Source organism: Brachybacterium endophyticum, from assembly GCF_003130585.1.
Taxonomy (GTDB): domain Bacteria; phylum Actinomycetota; class Actinomycetes; order Actinomycetales; family Dermabacteraceae; genus Brachybacterium; species Brachybacterium endophyticum.
The window spans coordinates 451,843-474,508 of sequence record NZ_QFKX01000001.1 but is presented as its reverse complement, the minus strand read 5'-3'; the positions used below and the strand labels follow the sequence as shown (position 1 = coordinate 474,508).

Here is a 22,666-nt window from a genome sequence, read left to right as displayed (position 1 = left end):
TTCCTCCTGGTGGGGTCCCGTCACGTCGATGTGAGGGGAGGTGCGGGGAGTGGGGCGTGGGATGTGGGGGTGGCGGCGGCCGGGGCGGGAGCGACGGCGGTCGGGGCGTGGGCGCCGGCGACCGGGGCAGGCGCGACGGCGGTCGAGTCGCGGACGATGAGCTCGGCCGGGAGCTTCTGCGGCGCGGGCGGCGACTCGCGGCGCATCGCGCCCAGCACCAGGTCGACCGCGGTGCGGCCCATCTGCACGCGCGGCACGTCGACCGTCGTCAGATGCGGTCGCACGTGGGTCGCGGCGGCGACGTTGTCGATCCCCGAGACGCTCATGTCCTCGGGAACACGCAGGCCCTGCTGGGTGAGGTGGCCGATGATCCCGAGGGCGAGCAGGTCGTTGAAGGCGACGACCGCGGTCACGCCGGCGTCGATCGCCTGCTGGGCCGCGCCGGCGCCCCCGCTCAGATACGGCTGGAACGGACCGAGATCGAGGACGCGGCACTCGGGGTGGTGGGCGGCGAAGCGTCGCACCGCACTCGAGCGACGGCGCTGCGTCCAGGAGGCCGGCGGTCCCCCGGCATAGGCGATCCGGCGATGCCCGAGCGCGACCAGGTGACGAAGGGATGCCGTGACCCCGCGGTCCTCGTCGAACTGCACCGAGGGCAGCCCCTCGACCTCACGGTTCGCGAGAGCAGTGGGGAGCTGCGCGGCCGCCGCCAGGATGGTCTCGTCCGGGCCGCGCGGGGAGCACAGGATCAGCGCATCGACCTGCGAGACGACGGTCTCCAGCACGGCGCGCTCGAGCATGGGGTCCTCGTCGGTGTCGCAGACCGCCACCAGGAGACCGTCGGACCGGGCCCGCGCCTGCACGCCCTTCGCCACCTGGCCGAAGAACGGGTTCTCGAGGTCGGGGACGAGCAGCGCGATCGTCCGGGCGTCGGCCGAGGCGAACCGGCCGCTGCGGGAGGAGTGGTACCCCAGTTCACGGGCGACACTGCGGACCCGGTCCCGGGTGGCGGGAGCGACGAGCTCGGGGCTGGACAGGGCGCGGGACACCGTCGCGATGGACACCGATGCCGCGGCCGCGACATCACGGATGGTCGTGCTGCGCATGCCGGTCACCTCTTCGTTCCCTGCGCCCGCCGGCCTCGTCGCCAGCGTGAAGAGATCATGAATCAGTTTGCAGTGATTCGTCAATGGGTGGCAGTGGGGTGGGATCGGGGTGCCGGGAGGCGCCGCGTCCCTGCAGGTCACAGACTTGGTTCTCGTCGCGCTCCTCATCGCTGGGCTCTGCAAACCGTTTCATTCTGGTTGCACTCGGCGGTGCGCGGCGGGCGCGGCTCGCGGCGGGTGTCGGCGCGGGGCGGGTGTCGGCGCGCGGCCAGGACGCGGAATCGAGGGGGCATGGGCCGCGGCGGGACTAATAGCGCATCATCTGCCATATATGGCAGAGAGTGCGCTATTAGTCCCGCGCAGGCCCAACACCTCGGTCGAAGCCCCGTCCCGACCCTCGCGCGCGAGATTCCGAACCCCCGGCCCGACCCTCGCGCGCGCCGTTCCCAGGTGAACGGGCGAGAATGGGGCGTCACGGGTCGCCCGTCGACCCGTCCTCCACCGATCGCTCCTGCTCTCAGCCTCACCCGAGCTAGCGCCGATGCCGGGGTGCCAGCTCACTCGTTGCCACAGCTCGGTGCAGCCCTACGGACCCCGACCCGCCCCGACCACCGAGGAGGACCCCGTGATCTGGATCGTCGACCTGGTGATCGTGCTGATCCTGCTGGGCGCGCTCGTCTCGGGGCTGCGCTCCGGGTTCGCCGCGACCCTCGGTGCTCTGCTGGGCCTCGCCGTCGGGGCGGCCGCCGCCATCTGGGTGCTGCCCCACGTCTCCGGCGCCGTAGAGCCGCCGTGGCGGGCGCCCGCCGTGATCGGTGCGCTGCTGGTGCTGCTGCTCGTCGGATGGTCGCTGGGCTCGAGCATCGGTGGCCTGGTGCGGCGCGGCGCCGATCGTCTGCACCTGCGGGTGGTCGAGCGTGTGCTGGGCGGCGCGCTGGGCCTGCTCGTCGGCCTGGTGGTGGTGAGCCTGGGCGGGTCCAGCCTGGCCTCGGCCGGGATCGCCGGCATCTCCCCCGCCGTGGCCTCGTCGCACGCGATGAAGACGGTGGAGCGCGCCACCCCGGAGCCCGTCGGCCAGACGTTCGCGCAGCTGCGGCAGAGGGTCGTCGGCGAGCTGCCGATGCCCGTGATCACGTCCCCGCCCGAGGGCCTCGACATCCCCAGCGGCGCGAGCACCGCCGCGCCGGTCGACCTCGGGGACCCGGCGCTCGAGACGGCCGCGCAGTCGGTCGCGCGCATCTCGGGGCCGACGCGGGGCTGCGGGACGATCTCCTCGGGCTCGGGCTTCGTGGTCCAGGACGACCGGATCATCACGAACGCGCACGTGGTGGCGGGTGTCGAGGATCCGATGGTCGAGCTACCCGGCGAGAGTGCCCGCGAGGGCAAGGTCGTCTACTTCGATCCCAGCGACGACATCGCCGTGATCTCCGCCGACGTCGACGCCCCGCCGCTGAAGCTCACCGACACCCTGCCCGACGGCACGTCGGCCGCGATCCAGGGGTACCCGCACGGCGGCCCGTTCCGTTCCTCGACCGCGCGGGTCAAGGCCTCGGGGCAGGCGGAGGTCCACGACTCCGAGGATGCCGCTCCCACCGATCGCGACATCTACGTGCTGGATGCGGACGTCCAGCCCGGCAACTCGGGTGGGCCGCTGCTCAGCGAGGACGGCGGCGTCGCCGGGCTCGTCTTCGCCCGCGGCGACTCCGACGGCCAGACCGCCTACGCGCTCACGAACGCCGAGCTGCTGCCCGTGATCGCCCAGCTCGACACGGCCGACGAGCAGGTGTCGACGGGGGCCTGCTCGGCGTGAGGCCGCGGCGGCTGGACCGACGCCCGAGCGCCGCCGCACCTGGGCCGTCCGGCCGAGAGGCGAGGCGCGCCGTCACCTCGCCGCCGTCACCCCGCCGCTGCCATCTCCCCGGAGTCAGCCCCGCGTCCCGCCGCCCTCACGGATGCAGTAGCTGCGCACATCGGCGATCCTCGCGGTCTTCGCCGCGCCGGCGAAGCGGAGCGCGTGGCTGAAGCACAGGCGTTCACCGCCGGCCTCGAGGAAACCGTCGCAGGAGGCGAGGCGGCCGTGGGTGATGATCGAGGTCAACTCCATGCGCTCGGGGGAGAACGGCGGAGCCACCTGCGCGGCGGCACCACGGCCGCGCCGCGTCCCCGCCCCCACCAGCGTCCACGTCGCGTCCTCGCCGAGCCAGTCCTCGAGCGCCGCCCTGTCGCTCCGGGCCCAGTTCCCGACGATGTCGGCGACGATCCCTATACGGGGCGCATTGCCGCACCCGTCAGGCAGGGTGATGTCCATGCCGCCGAGGGTACTCGGCGGGCGGGCCGACTGCCCCGGCGCTATCCGACGACCCCGGCGCGCCCCGGCGCGACGCGGCGAGACCCGTCCGCCCCTCACACCACCGTGTACCCGCCGTCGACCGTCAGCACCGAGCCGGTCGCGAAGCTCGAGGCGTCCGCAGCGAAGTAGAGCACCGCGGGTGCGATCTCCTCGGGCATCGCGTAGCGCTGCATCGGGGCGTCGTCGATCCAGCGCTGGCGCAGCGCCGGATCGTCCACGGGCGCCATCTCGGTCTTCACGTAGCCGGGCGCGACGGCGTTGACGCGGATGCGGTGCTCGGCCCACTCCATCGCCAGCGACTTCGTGAGGTGGTGGACCGCCGCCTTCGAGGCGTTGTAGATCGGCTGCAGCTGCGGACGGTTGACGATGTCGCCGGACATCGAGCCGATGTTCACGATCGACCCGCCGCCGGCCGGGATCATCACACGGGCGACGGCGCGGCTCATCTCGAAGACCCCGCCGACGTTCGTGTCCAGCACGGTGCGCAGCTCCTGGGCGGTGACGTCGAGGGCGGGCGCGTGGAAGCAGGCGCCGGCGTTGTTGACCAGCACCTCGAGGCTGCCGCCGAACTCCACGGCACTCTGCACGGCCGCCTCGCAGGAGGCCGGGTCGGTGACGTCCAGAGCGAGACCGAGGGCCCGTCGGCCGGTGCGCTCGGAGAGTTCGAGCGCGGCGCGAGCGGAGGCGTCGCCGTCGCGGGCGCCGATCACCAGATCGGCGCCGGCCTCGGCGAGACCGGTCGCGAACGCGAGGCCGAGCCCGCGGTAGCCGCCGGTGACGAGCGCGGTGCGACCCGTCAGGTCGAAGGTGTCGAGGATGCTCATCGGGACACCACCACGATCGTCTTCATCGAGTCCTCACCGGGCTCCTGGGTGAGGGCGGCCTCGGCCTCCTCGAGCGGGAACTCGGCGGTGACCAGGGCGTCGAGATCGACGTCGGGCGACTCGGCGGCGGCGATCACCTTCGGCCAGGTGTCGACGTAGCGGAAGATGCCGGTCAGGGTGATCTCGTTGTTCATGATGTGCTGCACGGGGATCGGCATCTCCTCGGCGCCGAGGCCCACCATCACCGCGGTGCCGAAGGGCCGCAGGGCCTGCAGACCGGCGAGCAGCGCAGGGGTCGCGCCGGAGCACTCGATGAAGGCGTCGGCCCCGATCCGTGCGGGATCGAAGTCGCTCGCGAGGGGATCGACGGTCTCCGTGGCGCCGAACTCGAGGATCTTCTCGCGTCGCGAGGCGATCGGGTCGCTCACCACGATCCGGGTCGCCCCGTAGGAGCGGGCGGCGAGCGAGGCGAGGGCTCCGATCGGCCCGGCGCCGCTGATCAGCACCGTGCTGCCGGGGGCGAGACCAGCCTTCCCCGTCGCCCACATGCCCACGGAGAACGGCTCGAGCAGGGCTCCCGCGTTGTCGCTCATCGAGTCCGGGATCGGGAAAGCGAACTCGGCCGGGGCGGTCACGTAGTCGGCGAAGGCGCCGTCGATCGGCGGGGTCGCGTAGAACTTCATCTGCGGGCACAGGTTCAGGTGGCCGGTCGTGCACTGGCGGCAGGTGCGGCAGGGGCGCTGCGGCTCGATCGCCACGCGCTGGCCGATCCGCTCGGCCGGGACGCCCGCGCCGACGCCGGCGACGACACCCGAGACTTCGTGCCCGAGGATCAGCGGCTCCTCGACCACGAAGTCACCGATGCGCCCCTCCTTGTAATAGTGCACGTCGGAGCCGCAGACGCCGACCGCGCGCACCCGCACCAGCACCTCCCCCGGCTCGGGCCGCGGAACCGGGCGCTCCTGCATCTCGACGACGCCCTTCTCCAGCAGCACCGAGGCGCGCATGGTGGCGGGGACGTCGTCCGGGACGGTCGGGGTCTCGGAGTGCGCCGAGACGGAGGCGGAGGTGGATGCGGTGGTCATGGCGGCTCCTTGTGGGTGCGGAAGGCGGGTGCGGCTACGCGTGCGGGCGCGCGCGGAAGTCGGCGTCGCGCGCGATCGTGTCGCGCGCGATTGTCGCGGATCGCGGGCTCGAAGCCGCCCTGGATCCTCGGTCGCGGAAGCGCTCGGTCAGGTTTCGAGAGAGACCACGGTGCGCCCGCGGACCTGGCCCTGCAGGATCTCCTCGGCGCGAGCCGGGACGTGCTCGAGGGAGATCTCGCTGGTCATCTTCTCGAGCAGCTCACTGCTCAGGTCCTCGGCAAGACGCTTCCATGTGCGCTGCCGAAGATCGCGCGACGCAGTCACCGAGTTGATGCCGACAAGGGTCACGCCGCGCAGGATGAAAGGCATCACGCTTCCCGGCAGGTCCGGGCCTTGGGCGAGCCCACAGGCCGTGACGACGCCTTCATCCCGTGTCTGAGCCAGGAGATTGACCAGGGTGTTCGAGCCGGCCGTGTCCACGCCCGCAGCCCATCGACGCTCCTGCAGGACCGCACCGGGGCCGGTGAGCTCGCGGCGATCGAGGATCTCCCTCGCCCCGAGCGCGTGCAGGTAATCGGCCTCGCTCTCACCGCGCCCGGTCGCAGCGACGACTTCGTACCCCAGACGCGAGAGCACCGCGATGGCGACGGATCCCACCCCGCCGCTGGCACCGGTGACGATCACCGGGCCCTGCTCCGGGCGGATGCCCTCACGCTCGAGGGCGAGGATCGAGAGCATCGCGGTGAATCCGGCCGTACCGACAGCCGCCGCTTGACGTGCACTCATCCCCTCGGGAAGGGCGACGAGATAATCCCCGGAGACCCGTGCCCTGGTCGCGAGGCCCCCATGAGCCGATTCCCCGATACCACCGCCGGTGAGGACGACGGCCTCACCTGGCGTGAACCGTGGATCGTCCGACCTCGACACGCGTCCGACAAGGTCGATGCCGGGGATCAAGGGGGAAGTCCGGGCCACTCCCGGCTTCCCGGCGATGGCGAGACCGTCCTTGTAGTTGATGCCGGAGTACATGACATCGACGGTGACCGGCGCGTCACCCCCGGAGCCGTCGAGAAAGCTCTCAGGCAGGTCGACGGCCTGAGCTCGGTGGTTCTGGATCCGCCCGGCCTGGACGTCCTGCTCGATGACGAGTCCGCGGAAGCTCATGCGCATCTCCTCTCTTCTCACCTGTCGCCCTCTCCATCCGGGTCGGGGAGAATCCGGCAGTTCGATCGGCGCACAGCGAACGCGCGATCCCGCTTAGTGTGACCGGTCACGACGAACCCACGCAATCCGTCGAACCGCGATCCCCCCCCCGGAGCCGAGTCACACCAGCGGCGCCGCACCTGGACTCCGTGCGTCGCGCTCTCTCCTGCACCGCTGTCGGCGCTTCCACAATGCGAGCCCACCGCCATTCCGGTCCGTGCGTGCACCGAGAACTCGGAGCGCAGGCTCTTGGCGACCAGGCTTCAGCCCTGCCCCCGCCGCACCTCGTCCAGATACCCGTACGTCGTCACCCGCGAGACCCCGAGCCGCGCCGAGACCCGCTCGGCCGCGCGCTTGATGTGGAAGGCGCCGCGGGCCTCGAGCAGGCGCAGCACCTCGATGCGGTCGGCCTTGGTCATCGCAGGAGTCGGCCGGCCGACGGTCGCGATCGCCTCGGCGATCATGTCGTCCAGCACGGTCGCGACGTCCGGGCCGACGAGCTCGCGCGGGGGCTCCGAGGCCGTCTCCCCCGTCGACATCTCGGGGGCGAGCGCGGCGAGCGCGTCCATCGCGCCCTGCAGCGGGGAGAGGTCGCGGTTGATGCACAGGGAGGCGATGATCCGGCCCTCGTGGTCGCGGTAGTAGACGGAGGAGCTGATGAGCTCGCGACCGTCGGCGGTGCGCGCCCGGTAGCCGTAGGCGTTGTGGTCCTGGGATCCGTCGCGCAGCACCTCGACGCCGAGGTTGGTGGAGGGCCCGCCCTCCTCGCGACCGCTCACGTGGCCGTTGAGGATCGCGTGGATCGAGTGCTCGAGGTCGCCCTCGCTGAGGTCGTGCAGCACCACCTCGCAGTGCGGACCGCCCACGGCTGCGACCGCCTCCATGATCGGCGCGAGCGCGCGGTGCGCCTCCTCGATGTCGGCGAAGCGCACGTCGGTGGGCGCTGTCTGGGTTCCGCTCACGACTCTCTCCATTCCTCGGCCGATGCGCATCTCCGTCGTCGGCCCATGGTCTCATCGGCCATATACAAACATTCTGTCAGGCATCTAGAATTTCAGTACAGGATTGGGTACTGTCGCTCGACATCGGCACCGCAGCCGACCGCAGGTGGCCCCGTCGCGGAGGAGACCAGAGACCATGTCGAGAACTCGCACCACGAGGCGCTCATGAGCGCCCCCGCCGCCCAGAATCCCGGCGCGACCGGCCCGGACGCCTCCTCCCCCGGCGCTCCCGGCACCGGCCCCGACTCCCCTCGTCGCCGCCCCGCCCACGCCCGCACCATCGCCGGCGGCGCGATCGGCACCCTCATGGAGTACTTCGACTACTACCTGTACGGGCTGGCCGCGGCGGCCGTGTTCCCGCAGGTGTTCTTCTCGGGCAACGACCCGTTCGTCGCCCAGCTCGAGTCCTTCGGCACCTTCGCCGTCGGCTTCCTGTTCCGCCCCCTCGGCGGGGTCGTCTTCGGGTACATCGGGGACCGGATGGGCCGGAAGGTCACGCTGCTGGTCACCGTGATCGGCATGGGCCTGGCCACCGCGGCGATCGGGCTGATCCCGCCCGACCACATGATCGGTGCCACCGCCCCGATCCTGCTGCTGGTCTTCCGCATGCTGCAGGGCCTGTTCGTCGGCGGCGAGATGGGCGGCGCGGCGACGATGGTCGTCGAGCACGCGCCCGTCGGCCGCCGCGGACTGTTCGGCGCCTTCCTCATCAGCGGCGCCGGCATCGCCAACGTGCTCTCGGCCGGGATGATGGCGGGTCTCGGACTCGGCCCGGACTCCTTCTTCATGACCTGGGGCTGGCGGATCCCGTTCCTGTTCTCCCTGGTGCTGGCGATCTGCGCGGTGCTGCTGCGCCGCCAGCTCCACGAGTCCGAGGAGTTCACCACCCACACCCAGGGCCTCGAGATCGGTCGGATCCAGCGCCGCTCACCGCTCGCGGCGGTGTGCCGTCACCCCAAGAACACTCTGCTCGGGATCCTGATCGGCCTGCCGCAGTCGATCGCGGGCTACATCGTGCTCACCTACGGGCTCGCCTTCATGGTCTCCGACGGCACCGCGGCGCAGGTCGGCTTCATCGGCACGGTGATCGTGGGCGCGCTGCAGATGGTCATCGCCCCCGCCTACGGGGCGCTCTCGGACAAGGTGGGTCGGCGGAAGTTCTACATCGCCGGCTGCATCGGCTTCGCCGTGCTCGTGTGGCCCGCCTTCCTGCTCTACGCCACCGGGAGCACGTGGCTGATCTGGCTGGGCATGGTCGTCGGCTTCGTGATCCCGGGCGTGGCCATGCAGAGCACGCTGTCCACGATGCTCACCGAGATGTTCGACGTCGAGGAGCGCACCACCGGCGTGAACATCGGCTACCAGCTGTCCAATACGCTGGGCGGCGGGCTCGCCCCGCTGATCGCCACCGCCCTGGTGGGCTGGGCGAGCGGGCAGATCTGGCCGGTCATCGTCTACGTCGTCGTGATCTGCCTGGTGGGCGCGGTCGCCACCGCGGCCGCCTCCTACCGCCCCGACACCGCCGACGCCGGCCGACTGCACGACCTGGAGGTGACCAGCGCGTGACCCGGGTGCTGATCCGCGGAGGTCTCGTCGTCGACGGGGTCTCCCCCGAGCCCGTGCAAGCCGACGTGCTCGTCGAGGACGAGCGGATCGTCGCGGTCGGGACGGAGATCGGGGAGGCATCCGGATCCGAGGCCGCCCCGCAGCTCATCGAGGCAGACGGCCGCCTGGTCGTCCCCGGCTTCGTCGACGCGCACTCCCACGCCGAGGGCGTCGTGTTCGACCCGGACGTGCAGCTCGCGCTGCTGCGCCAGGGCGTCACCACCGTTATCGGCGGGCAGGACGGCGTCTCCTTCGCCCCGGGCGACGGCGACTTCGCGAGCGAGTACTTCTCCCCCATCAACGGCGCTCACCCGAGCTACCGGGGGCCGCGGGTCGCCGACCTGCTGGCGAGCTACGACGGGCGGATCCCGCTGGGCCTCGCCTATCTCGTGCCCGCAGGGACCGTGCGCCACGAGGTGATGGGCTCCGCGCAGCGACCCGCCTCGGCCGAGGAGATCGAGCGGATGGTCGCCTTGGTCGCCGACGGTGTCGCGGATGGGGCGGTGGGCCTGTCGACGGGGCTCGACTACACACCGGGCATCTTCGCGGACGCCGAGGAGATCGCCGCGCTGTGCGCGCCGCTCGCGACGGGTGCGCGCGGCGCGGGGCCGACGGGCACGGGGCGCTCCGCCGCGAGCCCGCTCCCCTACGTCACCCACATGCGCGGCGGCTACGAGGACAACGCGCGGGCGGGCGTCGAGGAGGCCGCCCGGATCGGCCGCGCCGCCGGGGTGCCGGTGCACATCTCGCACTTCCACACCGCGGCCGACGAGGCCCACCGCCTGATGACCTGGCTCGAGGACCAGGGCGTCGAGGGCAGCTTCGATGCCTACCCGTACACGCGCGGCTGCTCGATCCTCGCGATGACGATGCTCCCGCCGGAGCTGAACGCCCTGCCCACCGACAGGGTCGTCGAGCTGCTGGGTGATCCCGGCGAGCGCGAGCGCCTGCGCCGCGACTGGTTCCCCAGGGTCGCGACCAATCCGAGCCTCGGCCCCGAATGGCCCGAGCTGATCACCCTCGCCCACACCCGCTCCGACGAGTTCGCCTGGGCGCCCGGGCTCACCCTGGGCCAGATCGCGGCACGCCGCGGCACCGACGCGGTCGATGCAGCCCTGGACCTGCTGACCGCCTCCCGCCTGGACGTCAACGTGATCATGGCCGTGCGCGACCAGCGGCCCGTCGAGGACCTGGGACGCCTGATCGCCCACCCCGCCCACATGGGCGGCTCCGACGGGATCTTCATCGGCACCCACCCCCACCCGCGCGCCCGCGGCACCTTCGCCGCCTACCTCGCCACCTACGTGCGCGAGCACGGCTTCCTGAACTGGGCCGACGCCGTCCGCCACCTCTCGACCGCCCCCGTGGAGAGGTTCCACCTCGGAGCGCGGGGTCGGATCGCGCCCGGCGCGATCGCCGACATCGCCCTCATCGACCCCGACACCGTGCAGGACCGCGCCACCTACGAGGCGCCCCTGCAGCTCGCCGACGGGATCGATGACGTGCTCGTCGCCGGGAGGCCCGTCCTCGCGGGCGGCCGCCTGACCGGCGAGACGCCGGGCGGGGGCATCCGCGCCTCCGCCACCGGCCTCGCGGGCATCCCGCCCGCGTGACCCACCGCCCGACCGTTCCACCGCCCGAATCACCCACCCCGAACCACCCACCCCGACCCACCCACCGAAGGAGAGCAATGAGCACCCAGAAGACGGCCATCACCACCGAGAAGGCCCCGAAGCCCGCCGGCCCCTACAGCCAGGGCATCGTCAGCGGCGACCTGCTGTTCACCGCCGGTTTCGGCCCGCAGGACCGCGCGAACGACAACGCGGTGGCCGAGTCCGTGGGCGAGCAGACCCGACAGGTGCTGCGCAACGTCCAGGCCGTCCTCGCCGAGCACGGCGTGGGCCTGGACGCCGTGCTGAAGACCACCGTTCACCTCGCGGATCTCGCCGACTTCGCCGAGTTCAACGAGGCCTACGCGGAGTTCTTCACCGAGCCCTACCCCGTGCGCACCACGGTCGGCTCGCAACTGGCGAACATCCTGGTCGAGATCGACGTCGTCGCCCGCGTCAGCTGATGACAACGAGCGCCGACAGCACCCGCTGGTTCACGGACGCCTTCGCCGGGCAGCCGCTGATGGCGATCCTGCGCGGGATGGGCGCCGAGCGCAGCTTCGAGCTCGCCCGGACCGCCTGGGACCTGGGCATCGACCTCGTCGAGATCCCCCTGCAGCAGCCGGCCGACAGGGAGGCCCTCGAGGTCGTCGTCGCGGCAGGGCGCGAACGCGGGAAGAGCGTCGGCGCCGGAACCATCATCGATGCGGACGGCGTGCGCGCCGCCGCCGCGGCCGGGGCCGCGTTCACCGTGAGCCCCGGCCTCGACCTCGAGGTGGTCCGCGCGAGCGAGCAGGCGGGCATGGCCTCCCTGCCCGGCGTCGCCACCGCCTCGGAGGTCCAGAGCGCCGTGGTCGCGGGGCTCACCTGGCTGAAGGCCTTCCCCGCCTCCGTGCTCGGGACCGACTGGTTCGCCGCCCTGCACGGCCCGTTCCCCGGCGTGCGGTTCGTGGCGACCGGAGGCATGAACGCGCGCAACGCCGCGACGTACCTCGAGGGCGGGGCGGACGTGGTCGCCGTCGGCAGCGCACTGGCGGACGAGGCCGAGCTGCCCCGCCTCGCCGAGGTGCTCGAGCGCTCCGGGTCTCGGCGCTGACACCGCCCACCACGACGAACGACGACACCGGCACGATGGAGACCATGATGACCACGCCCACCCCGGCGACCCCGGCCACGCCTGCCACCCCGGCCATCCGCACAGTGACCACGCAGGACAAGTCGTTCCCGGCCGAGCTCGTCGGCCGCGACGTGCAGGACCTCCACGCGCCGCTGTCGGCGTTCTCGACGCCGCTGTTCGTGCTGGACGACGCCGCGATGGAGCACAACCTGGCGACGCTGGCCGCCTGGGCGGGCGAGCGCGGGCTCGAGCTGATGCCGCACGGCAAGACGACCATGTCCCCCGCGCTGTGGCGCCGTCAGCTCGCCGCCGGGGCCACCGGCATCACCGTCGCCACCGGCTGGCAGGCCGACGTGGCACTGCGCGCGGGCATCCCCACGGTGCAGATCGCGAACATGTGCCTGGACCCGCAGCTGCTGCGGCGCCTCGGCGAATGGCTCGCCGAGCACCCCGAGCAGGAGCTCGTGTGCTGGGCGGACTCCCTCGCGGCGATCGACCTCATGGAACGCGCGCTCGACGGCGTCGACTCCCGGCTCGGCGTGCTCGTCGAGCTCGGCGCCGACGGCGGACGCACCGGCGCCCGCACCGAGGACGAGGCGGTCGCGATCGCCGAACGCGTCGCGGATTCCACCGCGCTCGAGCTGCGGGGCGTCGGCGGCTACGAAGGGGCGCTGGGCCATGACCGCAGCCCCGAGGCGCTGAAGAGCGTCGGCACCTACTGCCGGCGCCTCGCCGCGCTCGTGGAGCGGGTGCGCCCGCTGGTCAGCGGGACCCCGTGGATCACCGCAGGCGGGAGCGCCTACTTCGACCTGGTGGCCGACGCGATCGCAGGCATCCCCGACACCCGGGCGATCCTGCGCTCGGGCGCGTACATCGTCCACGACAGCGGCTTCTACCGCGGCATCTCTCCGCTGGACGCGACCCGCGGCGTCGAGGACTCCGAGGCACTGCGGCCCGCGATGTCGGCCTATGCCCGTGTGGTCTCCCGGCCGGAACCCGGGCTCGCGCTGCTGGATGCGGGCAAGCGGGACGTGCCCTTCGACGAGGGACTGCCGATCGTCACCGCGGTCGCGGACTCCCTCGGCAGCACGGAGCGAGACGTCGAGCCGGGTGCCCTCGAGGTGACGGCGCTGAACGACCAGCACACCTTCCTGCGCTGGGATGCCGGAGCAGGTGAGGCGCCCGTGACGATCGGCCAGGTGGTGCGGCTGGGGCTCTCCCACCCGTGCACCGCCTTCGACAAGTGGCGTCTGGTGCCGGTGGTCGACGAGGGCGGGACCGTGATCGAGGCGGTCGAGACGTTCTTCTGAGGCGTCCCGAGCAGTCTCCCCGCTCGCTTCGACGCCGTCTCTCGGCGAGTCTCCGGGACCTCGGACAGCACGGTGGCCACAGCGGGTGGGCGGCGGGCCCGCTGGCCTACGCTCTCCCACGAGCCACCGGCTCTGTCCGCCGAGCCACCGGCTCGTGCCCGTCTCCCCTTCGAGGCCGAAGGAGACCGCCATCGCCGCCACCCGCGAACGCCGCGAACGCGCGCTGCTCGACCTGCTCCGCCGCGCCGACGGCCCCGTGCCCACGCGCCGGATCTCCGCCGCTCTCGGCGCCGCGCCCCGCACCATCCGCGACGACGTCGCCCGCCTGAACGCCGCCGCGTCGCAGCCGCTGATCCTCTCCGACGGGCAGGGCTACCGCCTCGCCGCGACCGCCCCGGGTGACCCGACCCCGCCTGCCCCGCGGGAGGGGCCCTCGTCGGGCCCGCAGGCGCGGCTGGACGAAGTGCTGCGCACGATCATCGGCGCCGAGTGGACCGACGTGTACGAGCTGGCCGAGTCCCTGCACGTCAGCGACTCCACCCTCGCGGCGGACCTCTCCAAGGCCCGCGCGATCCTGCGCGGGCACGACCTGACCTTCCGCCGGCGCGGCGACCTCGTGCAGATCGTCGGCGGGGAGCGGGAGAAGCGCCGGCTGATGCGCTCACTGCTGTTCAGCCGCGAGGACGGCGCCCCGGCCGACGTGCTCGGCGCGGTCCGCGCGGAACCCGACGGTCTGCTGGGCCGCCTGCACTCAGCCGTCACCGGCCCTCTGCGCGAGCAGGGGCTCGAGCTGAACCCGTACCTGCTGGCAGACCTGCTGCTGCACCTCGTGGTGACCGTCGAACGGGAGCGCGCGGAACCATCCTCGTCGGCGGTTCCCGAGGCCACGGGCACGTCGGCGAGCGCCGAGGATCCGCTCGTCGCCCGGATCGCGAGCGGTATCCACGAGGCGACCGGCGTTCCCCTGCCGCCCGCGGATCACGGCGTGCTCCTGCAGGCGCTCTCGACGGGCGCGGGCCACTCCGGCGAGCGCCTCGCCCAGGGCGGCGCCGACGACGCATTCCTGGCCGAGTTCGATCGTGTCCTGGAGGCGGTGAGCTCGGCGTTCGGGCTGCGCTGGGGCGCCGATGCGACCCGCGAAGCACTCGCCCGCCACACCCGCCTCATGCTCGAACGTGCCCGCGCCGGCCGGCAGATCGAGTCCTCCTTCGGGCACGACTTCCAGCGCAGCCTGCCGATGGTCCACGAGATCACCGTGCACTTCGTCCACCACCTCGAAGCGCTCACCGGCCAGCGCTTTACCGACGGCGAGATCGAGCTGCTGAGCCTGCACCTGGGCACCGAGTTCCGCTTCCAGCTCGAGAGCGGACCACGGGTGACGATCACGCTGGTCGCCCCGCGCTACGGGCGCGTCACCAGCGCCCTGGCCGACCGTCTCGCCGGGACGCTCGACCGTTCGGCCGTGATCGAGCACCGCGAACAGGACGCCGCGCACCTGGGCAGCATCACCTCCGACCTCGTGGTCAGCACCGTGCCCCTGCCGGAGCTGACCAGCGCCCCCGTCATCCGGATCTCCCCGCTGCTGACCGACCAGGACCTACAGGCCGTCCAGCGCGGGATCCACGCCGAGCGGAACCGGCAGCGCCGCGACCGCGCCCGCGCCCGCCTGGTGCGACTGCTCGACCCCGCACTGTTCCTGCACGTCGATGAGCTGCCCTCGGGCCAGGACGCGATCCGCCGGGCCGCGCAGGCAATGACGGAGCAGGGCGCGGTGCCCGACACCTTCGCCGACGACGTCATCGAGCGCGACGCCCGCTCGAGCACCGCCTTCCCCGGTCGCTTCGCGATCCCCCACTCGCTGCACCACGACGCCCACCGCACGAGCATCTGCGTGCTCACCACCGAGAACGACATCGACTGGTCCGGGACACCGGTGCGGCTGATGCTGCTGTTCTCCATCGCCCCCGACGGCCTGGAGGCGTTCCGCGAGGTCCTCGACCTGCTCATCGAGGTGCTCTCCGAGGCCGAGAACGTGCTGGCCCTCGCCGAGCGCGGCACCGACTTCGAGGCGTTCCTGGCGCGGCTGCTGCGGATGCTGGACTGAGTTCTGCCGGGGGTGCGGCACGAACCCTGCCTGGCGCCTGCGATCGGCCGGCCTCGAGGATGGGATCACCCCACACAGAGACGTGTCCGAAGGAGAAGGACCATGGCTGATCTTCGCGTGATGCTCGTCTGCGGCTCGGGAGCGAGCAGCGGATTCATGGCGAGCAACATCCGCAAGGCCGCAGCGAAGCGCGACCTCGACATCGAGGCGTTCGCCCGCGGCGAGAGCGAGATCGAGAACTACGTGTCGGAGATCGACGCGCTCATGATCGGCCCTCACCTGGGCTACCTCTTCGAGGAGATCGACGACGTGATCGGCGAGGCCGACGTCGCCGTCGTCCTCATGCGCCCGGACTACTACGCCGCCCTCGACGGCGATGCGGCGCTCGAGCACCTGCTCGAGGCGTTCAGCGACGCCGACGACGCGGGCACCGCCGACGACGGCAGCGAGGCCCGCGAGGCCCGCGACACCAGCGACGCGGAAGCCCCGGTGGCGCCATGAAGGGCTTCATGCACTGGCTCGAGCACTCCTTCAGCCCCCGCCTGAACGTCGTCAACAACAACCCGTGGATCGTGTCCCTCAAGGACTCGGTCATGCAGACCCTGCCGTTCATCTTCCTGGGCTCCGTGTTCGCGATGCTCGCGGTGCTGCACGACCACATCTCCTGGTGGCCCGACTTCTGGGTCCCCTACGGCTGGACGATGGGCATGATCGGCCTGTTCGTCGCGTTCCTGCTGCCGTTCAACCTGATGGAGAAGTTCAAGCTACGCAAGCAGCGCCAGATCGCCGGCCTCACCGGCGTCGTGGTGTTCCTGATCGCCGTCACCCCGCAGGTGCTCGCCTCGAAGGAGCTCGGCCTGCAGAACGACTCGCTCGGCGCCGGCGGCATGTTCGTCGCCATCGTCACCGGGTTGTTCGTGGGCGTGGTGATGAAGATCTTCGGGTCCTTCAGCTTCTTCACCGACTCCTCGGCGGTGCCGGACTTCGTGCGCTCGTGGTTCGACGCGATGCTGCCGATCGCGCTGACCGTCGTGCCCATGTGGCTGATCGTGCAGGTGGCCGGCTTCGACCTGGCCGGGCTGATCCAGTGGCTGCTGAGCCCGCTGTCGGGGATGCTGCAGAACCCGCTGGGCTTCATGGCCGCGATGTTCCTGCTGTGCTTCATCTACTCGATGGGGATCTCCTCGTGGGTGCTGACCCCGGTGATCATCCCGGCGATGTACGCGGCCGACGCGCAGAACGTCGCCGGCAGCGCCGAGAACCTGGTGACCTACTCATCGGTCTTCGCGACCTACCTGTGGATCGGCGGCATCGGCGCGACCCTGCCGCTGGCCCTGTTCATGGCCTTCCGCGCCCGCTCCCGCTCGCTGAAGACGCTGGGCCGGGCGAGCCTGGTGCCGAGCATCCTGAACATCAACGAGCCGATCATCTTCGGCACCGTCGCCTGGAACCCCACGATGATGCTGGGCATGTGGCTGCAGGGCATCATCCTGCCGCTGATCATGTGGTTCTTCATCAAGGTGGTGCCGCTGGCGCCGGTCGCCGAGCGCTCCTTCACCCTCTGGTACACCCCGTACCCGATCTCGACGTGGCTCTCCACGAGCTCGCTGGGCGCGCTGGCGCTGGTCGCGATCCTGTTCGTCGCCTCCGCGGCGATCTGGTTCCCGTTCTTCCGCACCCACGACCGTCAGCTCGTGCGCACCGAGGCCGAGGCCGCCGCGGCGCGCGAGGCGGAGGCTCGGCGGGTCGCGGAGTCGTCGGGCGTTTCGAGCTCGGCCGGCGCTTCGGGCTCGTCGACCGGTGCCTCCGGCCGGGCCGACAACGGCATCCGCCGCTCCTCCAAGCGACTGTCCCCGGCGCTGCGTGCCGCCGCGAACTCCACCACCACGAAGGGTGATGACCGATGACCACTCCCCCTGCACCGAACGACCCCACGCCCCGGACCGACGCCCCCGACGGCGCCGATCCCCTGGTCCAGGATTCGATGACGATCCTCATCGAGGCCGGCAAGGGCCGCTCGACCGTCTACCGGAGCCTGCGAGCCCTGGAGGGCGGCGACTTCGCGGGTGCGAAGGAGCACCTGCGCCAGGCGCACGACGAGCTCGAGGCCGCCCATCAGGTCCACACCGACCGCATCCAGGCCGAGGCAGGCGGCGAGGAGTCCGGCTACTCGATGCTCTTCGCCCACGCCCAGGACACGATGATGACCGCCTACAGCGAGTACCGGATCATCACGCGCATCCTGCCCGTCCTCAGCAGCTTCGACGACCGCCTGACCGCCCTGGAGGAGACCCGATGACCGAGACCACCCCGGCCAGCAGCACGACCAGCGCGACAGGCGAGACCGGGGCCGCCCGCGCGGTGCCGGCCTCCGCGCCCGGCACATCCGCGGACGCCTTCCCCGAGGACTTCCTGTGGGGCGGGGCGATCGCCGCGAACCAGGCCGAGGGCGCCTGGCAGGAGGGCGGCAAGGGCTGGAGCCTCGCGGACATCAACCAGTTCCGCGGCGACATCCCGCTTGCGAAGCGCGGGAACAAGGAGATGACCAGCGACCGCGTCCGCTTCCACATGGAGGACACGGAGGGCCGCTACCCCAAGCGTCAGGGCATCGACTTCTACCACTCCTTCGATGAGGACCTGGAGCTGCTGGCCGGCACCGGGATGAACGCCTTCCGCACCTCGATCAGCTGGGCGCGCGTGTTCCCCGAGGGCGACGAGCAGGCCCCGAACGAGGAGGCGCTGCAGTACTACGACCGCCTGGTCGACGCGATCCTGCGCCACGGCATGACGCCCGTGCTGACCCTGTCTCACTACGAGATGCCGATCGCGCTGACGCAGAAGTACACCGGCTGGTACTCCCGCGAAGTGATCGAGTTCTTCGAGCGCTTCGGGCAGGTGGTGCTGGACCGGTTCGCGGACCGGGTGAAGCACTGGATCGTCATCAACCAGATCAACCTGATCACCCACGAGTCCTTCAACCACCTGGGCGTCGCAGCCGACAAGGTCGACGACCTGGCGTCGGCCAAGTACCAGGCGGTGCACAACGAGATGGTCAGCGCCGCCCGCATCACCCGCTACGGCCACCAACTCGGCAAGGACCTGCAGTTCGGAGTGATGCTGTGCCACACGCTCGCCGATCCGATCTCCGCCAGGCCCGAGGACCTGTTCGCCGCGACCCAGCAGAACCAGATGCAGTACTTCTTCTCCGACGTCGCCCTGCGCGGCGCCTACCCCGGGTATGCGTGGCGGCACTTCCGCGACCGCGGCATCACTGTCGAGTTCGGCGAGGGCGATGAGCGGGACCTCGCCGAGGGCACCGCTGACCTGCTGACCTTCTCCTATTACTACACCTCCGCGATCGACGCGGAGTCGTGGGAGGCCGGCGACTACGACGGCTTCCGCAACCCCAACCTCGAGGCCTCCGACTGGGGCTGGACGAAGAACCCGCTGGGGCTGCGCCGGGCACTGAACGAGTACTGGGACCGCTACCAGGCACCGATCATGATCACCGAGAACGGTCTGGGCGCGAAGGACGTGCTCGAGGCCGACGGCAGCATCCACGACGACTACCGCATCGAGTACCTGCGCGAGCACGTGCGGGCGATGCGCGAGGCGATCCAGGACGGCGTGGACCTGCGCGGCTGGTTCCCCTGGGGGCCGATCGACATCGTCTCCTGCTCCTCGAGCGAGATGAGCAAGCGCTACGGCTTCCTCTACGTCGACCTCGACGATGCCGGCAAGGGCAGCGGCCGGCGCATCCCGAAGGACTCGTACGCCTGGTACCGGCGGGTCATCGCCAGTGGTGGTGCGCGGATCGAGTGAGGTGAGGGGGTGAGGTGAGGGGGCGGGCGCCGACGAGCTGGCTGAGGCTCGTCGGCGCCCGGCGGCCTCGCGTGCCGTTGTTGCTGGTGTCGTCGACGCTGGTCAGTCGGATCCGAAGATCTCGTCGGCCATTTCCTCCCCCTCATCTCCTAGGCTCGCCTGGTTCCAGATGCGGATGAACTCGTGGCGATGCGTCTGGTCCGGAAGACGTAGGGCATGTTGGCGGAGAGCGTCCGTCGCTTTGTCGGGGTCACCGAGCCTCGCCAGAGTGACGACCAGGTCCCCGATGGCGACGTCGCCCCACATCGGGTGGTGCGGCAGAAGGTCGTGCACGAGATGGATCAGACGCGGGCCATCGCTGTCGTGAGGATTGTGCTGTGGCCAGCCGGGAGCCCAGCGCACGCGTCCTGTGGATCGCGCCGCCTCCAACACATCGAGATGCGGACGTAGTGACCACGACCGGGGCAGTCTCGTCAGGTACTCGCCGTAGGGCGCTCCCGGCCAGCTCGTCAGAGCATCTACCAGCCCCGGTACGTCCCCAATCGCGAGAGCGATCTCGGCTCGCAGCCGGGCCACCCGCTCGGCCGGGAGCGCTCCCGGCAGGGCGGAGTCCTGGTCCTGCAGCAGAACGCGCATCTTTGCCGCGACGGCGGGCGCACCGTCACCCAGTCGATCCATCATGAGGGCGATCCACGGATACGTGGCGTCGCCCGAATCGAGCTCTGTTCGCAGGATGACCTCGGCGGCTGCCCCCGGGGCCACATGACCTCCAGCAACCAGTCCGCCGACAGCTGAGCACGCAAGCAGAAGTGACCACGACAGGCTCCGTCGATCCTCGTCTCCGGTCACCGTGTGGCGGACGGATCCGATGACCCGCAGTAGCGCCGCGGCGTTCGCCTCGGGCGCCCGATCGTCGAGCGGTCGCCATAAGTGCGCGACGAGCTCTTCGGCCGCCACTATCCCGACCGCGTTGAGGGTGGTGAGGCCATCGATCCCATGAGCCTCAGCGAGCGCCACCAAGAAGGAACTCAGCTGGTCCTCGCTTGCTCTGCCGACGAGCGCGCGAGCAACGTTGATCCCGCCATCCACCGTGACGACGTCGCGCAGGACCGTCTGCGTCGCTGCGGGCTCGTCCGCCGCTTCTGATGCGAGGAGGAAATCAGCCAGGCCCTTCCAGCCTTGCGACAGGGCTTCGAGGGCAGCGATGCGGCTTAGCCAGCGCGCCATCATCGCGGCGTCCAGATCGTTGGCGAGGCCCAGGGACTGCAACCGGGCGGCGATCGCGTGAGCGCAGAGCCGGTCGTTCGTGGCTTGTCCACAGGTGCAAGAAGCGGATGTCAGCGGCTGCTCCTCGACCCAGGTCACGACGTGCGCGGGTTCCCCGTGGACAAGCGCTTCCGTGGTTCCGTCGTCGCCGGTGAGAACATCGGTCACACGATCGATCTGGTCGGCGCCGGCAAGTACGACGGCCGGGCTCGCGGACCGGCCCAGCAGGTCCAACGCGAACGATGTCTCCATGGAGGCAGTGTCTGCGCGGGGACGGACATTTGACTTCCTGAATCTTGCGGCCTTCTCCGCAACCGCTTGGGGTTTCGACTTCCTAAGCCCGTCTTCGCTCTCTGCGATCGGATGTGAAGCCAATCGTGGCTACTACGCAAACTGATCTTGACCGCCGTTGGCGATTGAGCGCTTTCGCCTGGGCAACCGCACGGCTCGGTGCGAGTCGACCCTCCGGTTCACCCACTTAAGGTGTCCACATGCCCTTTCGCCCCACCCTGCCTGGGTTCCCAACACCGCACAACGCGCAGTCTGCCCTTCCCGTCGAGGGCCCGCCGCCGATCGACGCGGTCATCCCCCACCGCCCCACCGAGGACGTGCTCGGCGCGCTCACCGGCACCTTCCTCGCCTCGCTCGGGCTCTACCTGCTGCAGAGCGCGGGAGCCGTCACCGGCGGCACGGCTGGTCTGGCGCTGCTGCTCACCCACGCCCTGCCCACGCCGTTCGCGGTGCTGTTCGCCGTGGTGAACCTGCCGTTCTTCGTGCTCGCGCTGTGGAAGAAGGGCTGGGTGTTCACGGTGAAGACGGCGATCTGCGTGGGCCTGATCTCCGTGTTCAGCCTGATCCACCCACTCTTCCTGCCGGTCCATGACGTGCCGCTGCTGTACGCGGTGATCGGCGGCAACCTGCTGGTGGGTGTGGGACTGCTGATCATCTTCCGGCACAACGCCAGCCTGGGCGGCTTCAACATCCTGGCCCTGATCCTGCAGGAGCGCGCAAGACTGCGCGCCGGCTACGTGCAGATGGCCATGGACGTCACCGTGATCCTGCTGTCGCTGCTGGTGCTCGACGTGCCGCGGGTGTTGCTGTCGGCGCTGGGTGGGGTGGTGTTGAACGTGGTGCTGGCGCTGAACCATCGGCCGGGGCGGTATCGGGCGTGAACGCCTGCTGGTACGCGGGCGCTTCTCGCGGGCAAGCCAACTGGTGACATGCGCGAATCAACACCACGTTCCGCAAGCACTGTGCTCCTGATGTCTTCGCCAGCGTCCAGGACGCGTCGTCCGTGGCTGAACGCAGTGGGACTGGGGCTGGCGCGCGAAGAACTGCACTACGGTATTAGCGACTTGCTCTGCTTTACGGTCGAGCCTGGATCCATCGTGCTGCTTGGATTCATGCTCCTCGACTCTTCCCCTGCGCAGGCCTGTCCCTGGTGAGGTCGAAGATCGCCAACTCAGTCTGTGTCCTGGTTCTGTCGAAAGGGGCTCCCCAGGCGTCCAGCAGTTGCAGATATCGCTCATAGTCCGAGCTGGAAGAGGTAGACAGACTGATACGGGTGTCGCTTGCGGTCTGGTTTGCGATCCAGTCCCGAACACGCTTGTCGAGGATGGGCGCGACTTCCGGCCCGTCGATACGTCCCACCATCGAGGTGAAAGCTAGCCACTTCGTGAAATACGCCCCGCCAAGATACTTGACACGACCCTCATTACGCATGAACCGGAATCCTTCGGCGGCTCCATTTTTTCGAACGCGGCCCGCGCCTTCGATTAGTCGCTCCCTGATCGATTCGTCCACCCTAGCGTCGCAGTTGCCGCGCCTCCCCACACCAGTAAGGATCGAGCGTGCCCAGAAAGCTCGACGAGCACTCGGGCCGCCCCAGATCAGAACCGCAACGAGAGCACCCAATACGCTCTCGTGAGTGAGAGAGTCTTGGACTACGTCGCGCACGGCCTGCCTGTCTAGGTGCTCGGGAAGTCGCTCCACAATCTCCACTGCATCAGGAACGTCATGCACAACTGGCTTCCAAAGGTCTCGGGCCCACCGGAAGGCCTGCTGTGCGGGCAGCTCTTCCTTGAGCCGCTCCGCAAGCACTCCGGGCACGTTAGGTGTCGTCATGCGCTAGTTATAGCCCATCCCTCAGACGTCCGTGCGCAAAGTGGCGGGCGAGCCCCTGGCATCGAAGTCGCGTAGCCTAAAGCGGCTCCTCAGGGTGCGGCGCGGAGAACCGTTCCCGTTAACTCCCTACCAGCCGGAT

Annotated in this window: 20 protein-coding genes; 12 read left to right on the top strand and 8 right to left on the bottom strand. The window is 70.5% G+C overall.

Annotation, left to right across the window (positions count from 1 at the left end):
• Nucleotides 1-20 precede the first annotated feature (20 nt).
• The gene (locus DEO23_RS02045) at nt 21-1,106 is read right to left on the bottom strand and encodes a LacI family DNA-binding transcriptional regulator (RefSeq protein WP_109274325.1); all 1,086 of its coding nucleotides are present in this window, start codon (nt 1,104-1,106) and stop codon (nt 21-23) included.
• 625 nt (nt 1,107-1,731) lie between these two features.
• Between DEO23_RS02045 and DEO23_RS02040 the strand changes: the two genes are divergently transcribed.
• Nucleotides 1,732-2,916: a MarP family serine protease gene (locus tag DEO23_RS02040; RefSeq protein WP_240613166.1), complete on the top strand. Its 1,185-nt coding sequence runs from the start codon at nt 1,732-1,734 to the stop codon at nt 2,914-2,916.
• Between the two features lie 114 nt (nt 2,917-3,030).
• On the opposite strand, the gene DEO23_RS02035 is transcribed toward DEO23_RS02040, so the two are convergent.
• The 5 genes from DEO23_RS02035 to DEO23_RS02015 form a co-directional block, all read right to left on the bottom strand.
• Nucleotides 3,031-3,414 (bottom strand): nuclear transport factor 2-like protein, encoded by a 384-nt coding sequence (locus DEO23_RS02035; RefSeq protein WP_109274324.1) that lies wholly within the window; start codon nt 3,412-3,414, stop codon nt 3,031-3,033.
• 95 nt (nt 3,415-3,509) lie between these two features.
• Nucleotides 3,510-4,280 carry a glucose 1-dehydrogenase gene (locus tag DEO23_RS02030; protein ID WP_109274323.1) on the bottom strand — a complete coding sequence of 257 codons (771 nt, stop codon included), beginning with the start codon at nt 4,278-4,280 and terminating at the stop codon, nt 3,510-3,512.
• On the bottom strand, nt 4,277-5,365 hold the full coding sequence (locus tag DEO23_RS02025) for an alcohol dehydrogenase catalytic domain-containing protein (RefSeq protein ID WP_205678807.1): 1,089 nt from the start codon (nt 5,363-5,365) through the stop codon (nt 4,277-4,279). Before DEO23_RS02025 ends, DEO23_RS02030 begins: the two co-directional genes overlap by 4 nt.
• A 147-nt stretch (nt 5,366-5,512) precedes the next feature.
• On the bottom strand, nt 5,513-6,529 hold the full coding sequence (locus DEO23_RS02020; protein ID WP_205678805.1) for an MDR family oxidoreductase: 1,017 nt from the start codon (nt 6,527-6,529) through the stop codon (nt 5,513-5,515).
• A gap of 302 nt (nt 6,530-6,831) precedes the next feature.
• Entirely contained in the window at nt 6,832-7,530 is a 699-nt protein-coding gene (locus DEO23_RS02015) for a helix-turn-helix transcriptional regulator (protein WP_165831697.1), read from the bottom strand.
• A gap of 204 nt (nt 7,531-7,734) precedes the next feature.
• Here DEO23_RS02015 and DEO23_RS02010 point away from each other — a divergent pair, with 204 nt between their 5' ends.
• The 10 genes from DEO23_RS02010 (at nt 7,735) to DEO23_RS01965 (ending at nt 19,137) form a co-directional block, all read left to right on the top strand.
• On the top strand, nt 7,735-9,135 hold the full coding sequence (locus DEO23_RS02010; RefSeq protein WP_109274320.1) for an MFS transporter: 1,401 nt from the start codon (nt 7,735-7,737) through the stop codon (nt 9,133-9,135).
• Nucleotides 9,132-10,787, top strand: coding sequence for an N-acyl-D-amino-acid deacylase family protein (locus DEO23_RS02005; RefSeq protein ID WP_109274319.1), 1,656 nt, complete (start codon nt 9,132-9,134; stop codon nt 10,785-10,787). Before DEO23_RS02010 ends, DEO23_RS02005 begins: the two co-directional genes overlap by 4 nt.
• 77 nt (nt 10,788-10,864) lie before the next feature.
• Nucleotides 10,865-11,248: a RidA family protein gene (locus DEO23_RS02000; protein ID WP_109274318.1), complete on the top strand. Its 384-nt coding sequence runs from the start codon at nt 10,865-10,867 to the stop codon at nt 11,246-11,248.
• Nucleotides 11,248-11,880 (top strand): bifunctional 4-hydroxy-2-oxoglutarate aldolase/2-dehydro-3-deoxy-phosphogluconate aldolase, encoded by a 633-nt coding sequence (locus DEO23_RS01995; RefSeq protein WP_109274317.1) that lies wholly within the window; start codon nt 11,248-11,250, stop codon nt 11,878-11,880. Before DEO23_RS02000 ends, DEO23_RS01995 begins: the two co-directional genes overlap by 1 nt.
• A 47-nt stretch (nt 11,881-11,927) precedes the next feature.
• Complete coding sequence (locus DEO23_RS01990) at nt 11,928-13,211, top strand: alanine racemase (RefSeq protein ID WP_109274797.1); 1,284 nt, start codon at nt 11,928-11,930, stop codon at nt 13,209-13,211.
• Between the two features lie 154 nt (nt 13,212-13,365).
• Nucleotides 13,366-15,315 carry a BglG family transcription antiterminator gene (locus tag DEO23_RS01985; protein ID WP_165831696.1) on the top strand — a complete coding sequence of 650 codons (1,950 nt, stop codon included), beginning with the start codon at nt 13,366-13,368 and terminating at the stop codon, nt 15,313-15,315.
• Nucleotides 15,316-15,417: 102 nt separating this feature from the next.
• Nucleotides 15,418-15,816 (top strand): PTS sugar transporter subunit IIB, encoded by a 399-nt coding sequence (locus tag DEO23_RS01980; RefSeq protein WP_109274315.1) that lies wholly within the window; start codon nt 15,418-15,420, stop codon nt 15,814-15,816.
• Nucleotides 15,813-17,222: a PTS sugar transporter subunit IIC gene (locus DEO23_RS01975; RefSeq protein WP_109274314.1), complete on the top strand. Its 1,410-nt coding sequence runs from the start codon at nt 15,813-15,815 to the stop codon at nt 17,220-17,222. Before DEO23_RS01980 ends, DEO23_RS01975 begins: the two co-directional genes overlap by 4 nt.
• Nucleotides 17,219-17,614, top strand: a complete 396-nt coding sequence (locus DEO23_RS01970) for a PTS sugar transporter subunit IIA (protein WP_109274313.1) — start codon at nt 17,219-17,221, stop codon at nt 17,612-17,614. Before DEO23_RS01975 ends, DEO23_RS01970 begins: the two co-directional genes overlap by 4 nt.
• Nucleotides 17,611-19,137 carry a glycoside hydrolase family 1 protein gene (locus tag DEO23_RS01965; RefSeq protein ID WP_109274312.1) on the top strand — a complete coding sequence of 509 codons (1,527 nt, stop codon included), beginning with the start codon at nt 17,611-17,613 and terminating at the stop codon, nt 19,135-19,137. Before DEO23_RS01970 ends, DEO23_RS01965 begins: the two co-directional genes overlap by 4 nt.
• 102 nt (nt 19,138-19,239) lie before the next feature.
• Here the strand turns inward: DEO23_RS01965 and DEO23_RS01960 are convergent, their stop codons facing one another.
• Nucleotides 19,240-20,655: a hypothetical protein gene (locus tag DEO23_RS01960; protein ID WP_109274311.1), complete on the bottom strand. Its 1,416-nt coding sequence runs from the start codon at nt 20,653-20,655 to the stop codon at nt 19,240-19,242.
• A gap of 239 nt (nt 20,656-20,894) precedes the next feature.
• On the opposite strand from DEO23_RS01960, the gene DEO23_RS01955 reads away from it, so the two are divergent.
• Nucleotides 20,895-21,575, top strand: coding sequence for a YitT family protein (locus DEO23_RS01955; RefSeq protein WP_109274310.1), 681 nt, complete (start codon nt 20,895-20,897; stop codon nt 21,573-21,575).
• A gap of 229 nt (nt 21,576-21,804) precedes the next feature.
• Here DEO23_RS01955 and DEO23_RS15940 read toward each other — a convergent pair whose 3' ends face one another.
• Nucleotides 21,805-22,527, bottom strand: coding sequence for an 8-oxoguanine DNA glycosylase OGG fold protein (locus tag DEO23_RS15940; RefSeq protein ID WP_133249822.1), 723 nt, complete (start codon nt 22,525-22,527; stop codon nt 21,805-21,807).
• Nucleotides 22,528-22,666: the final 139 nt, after the last annotated feature.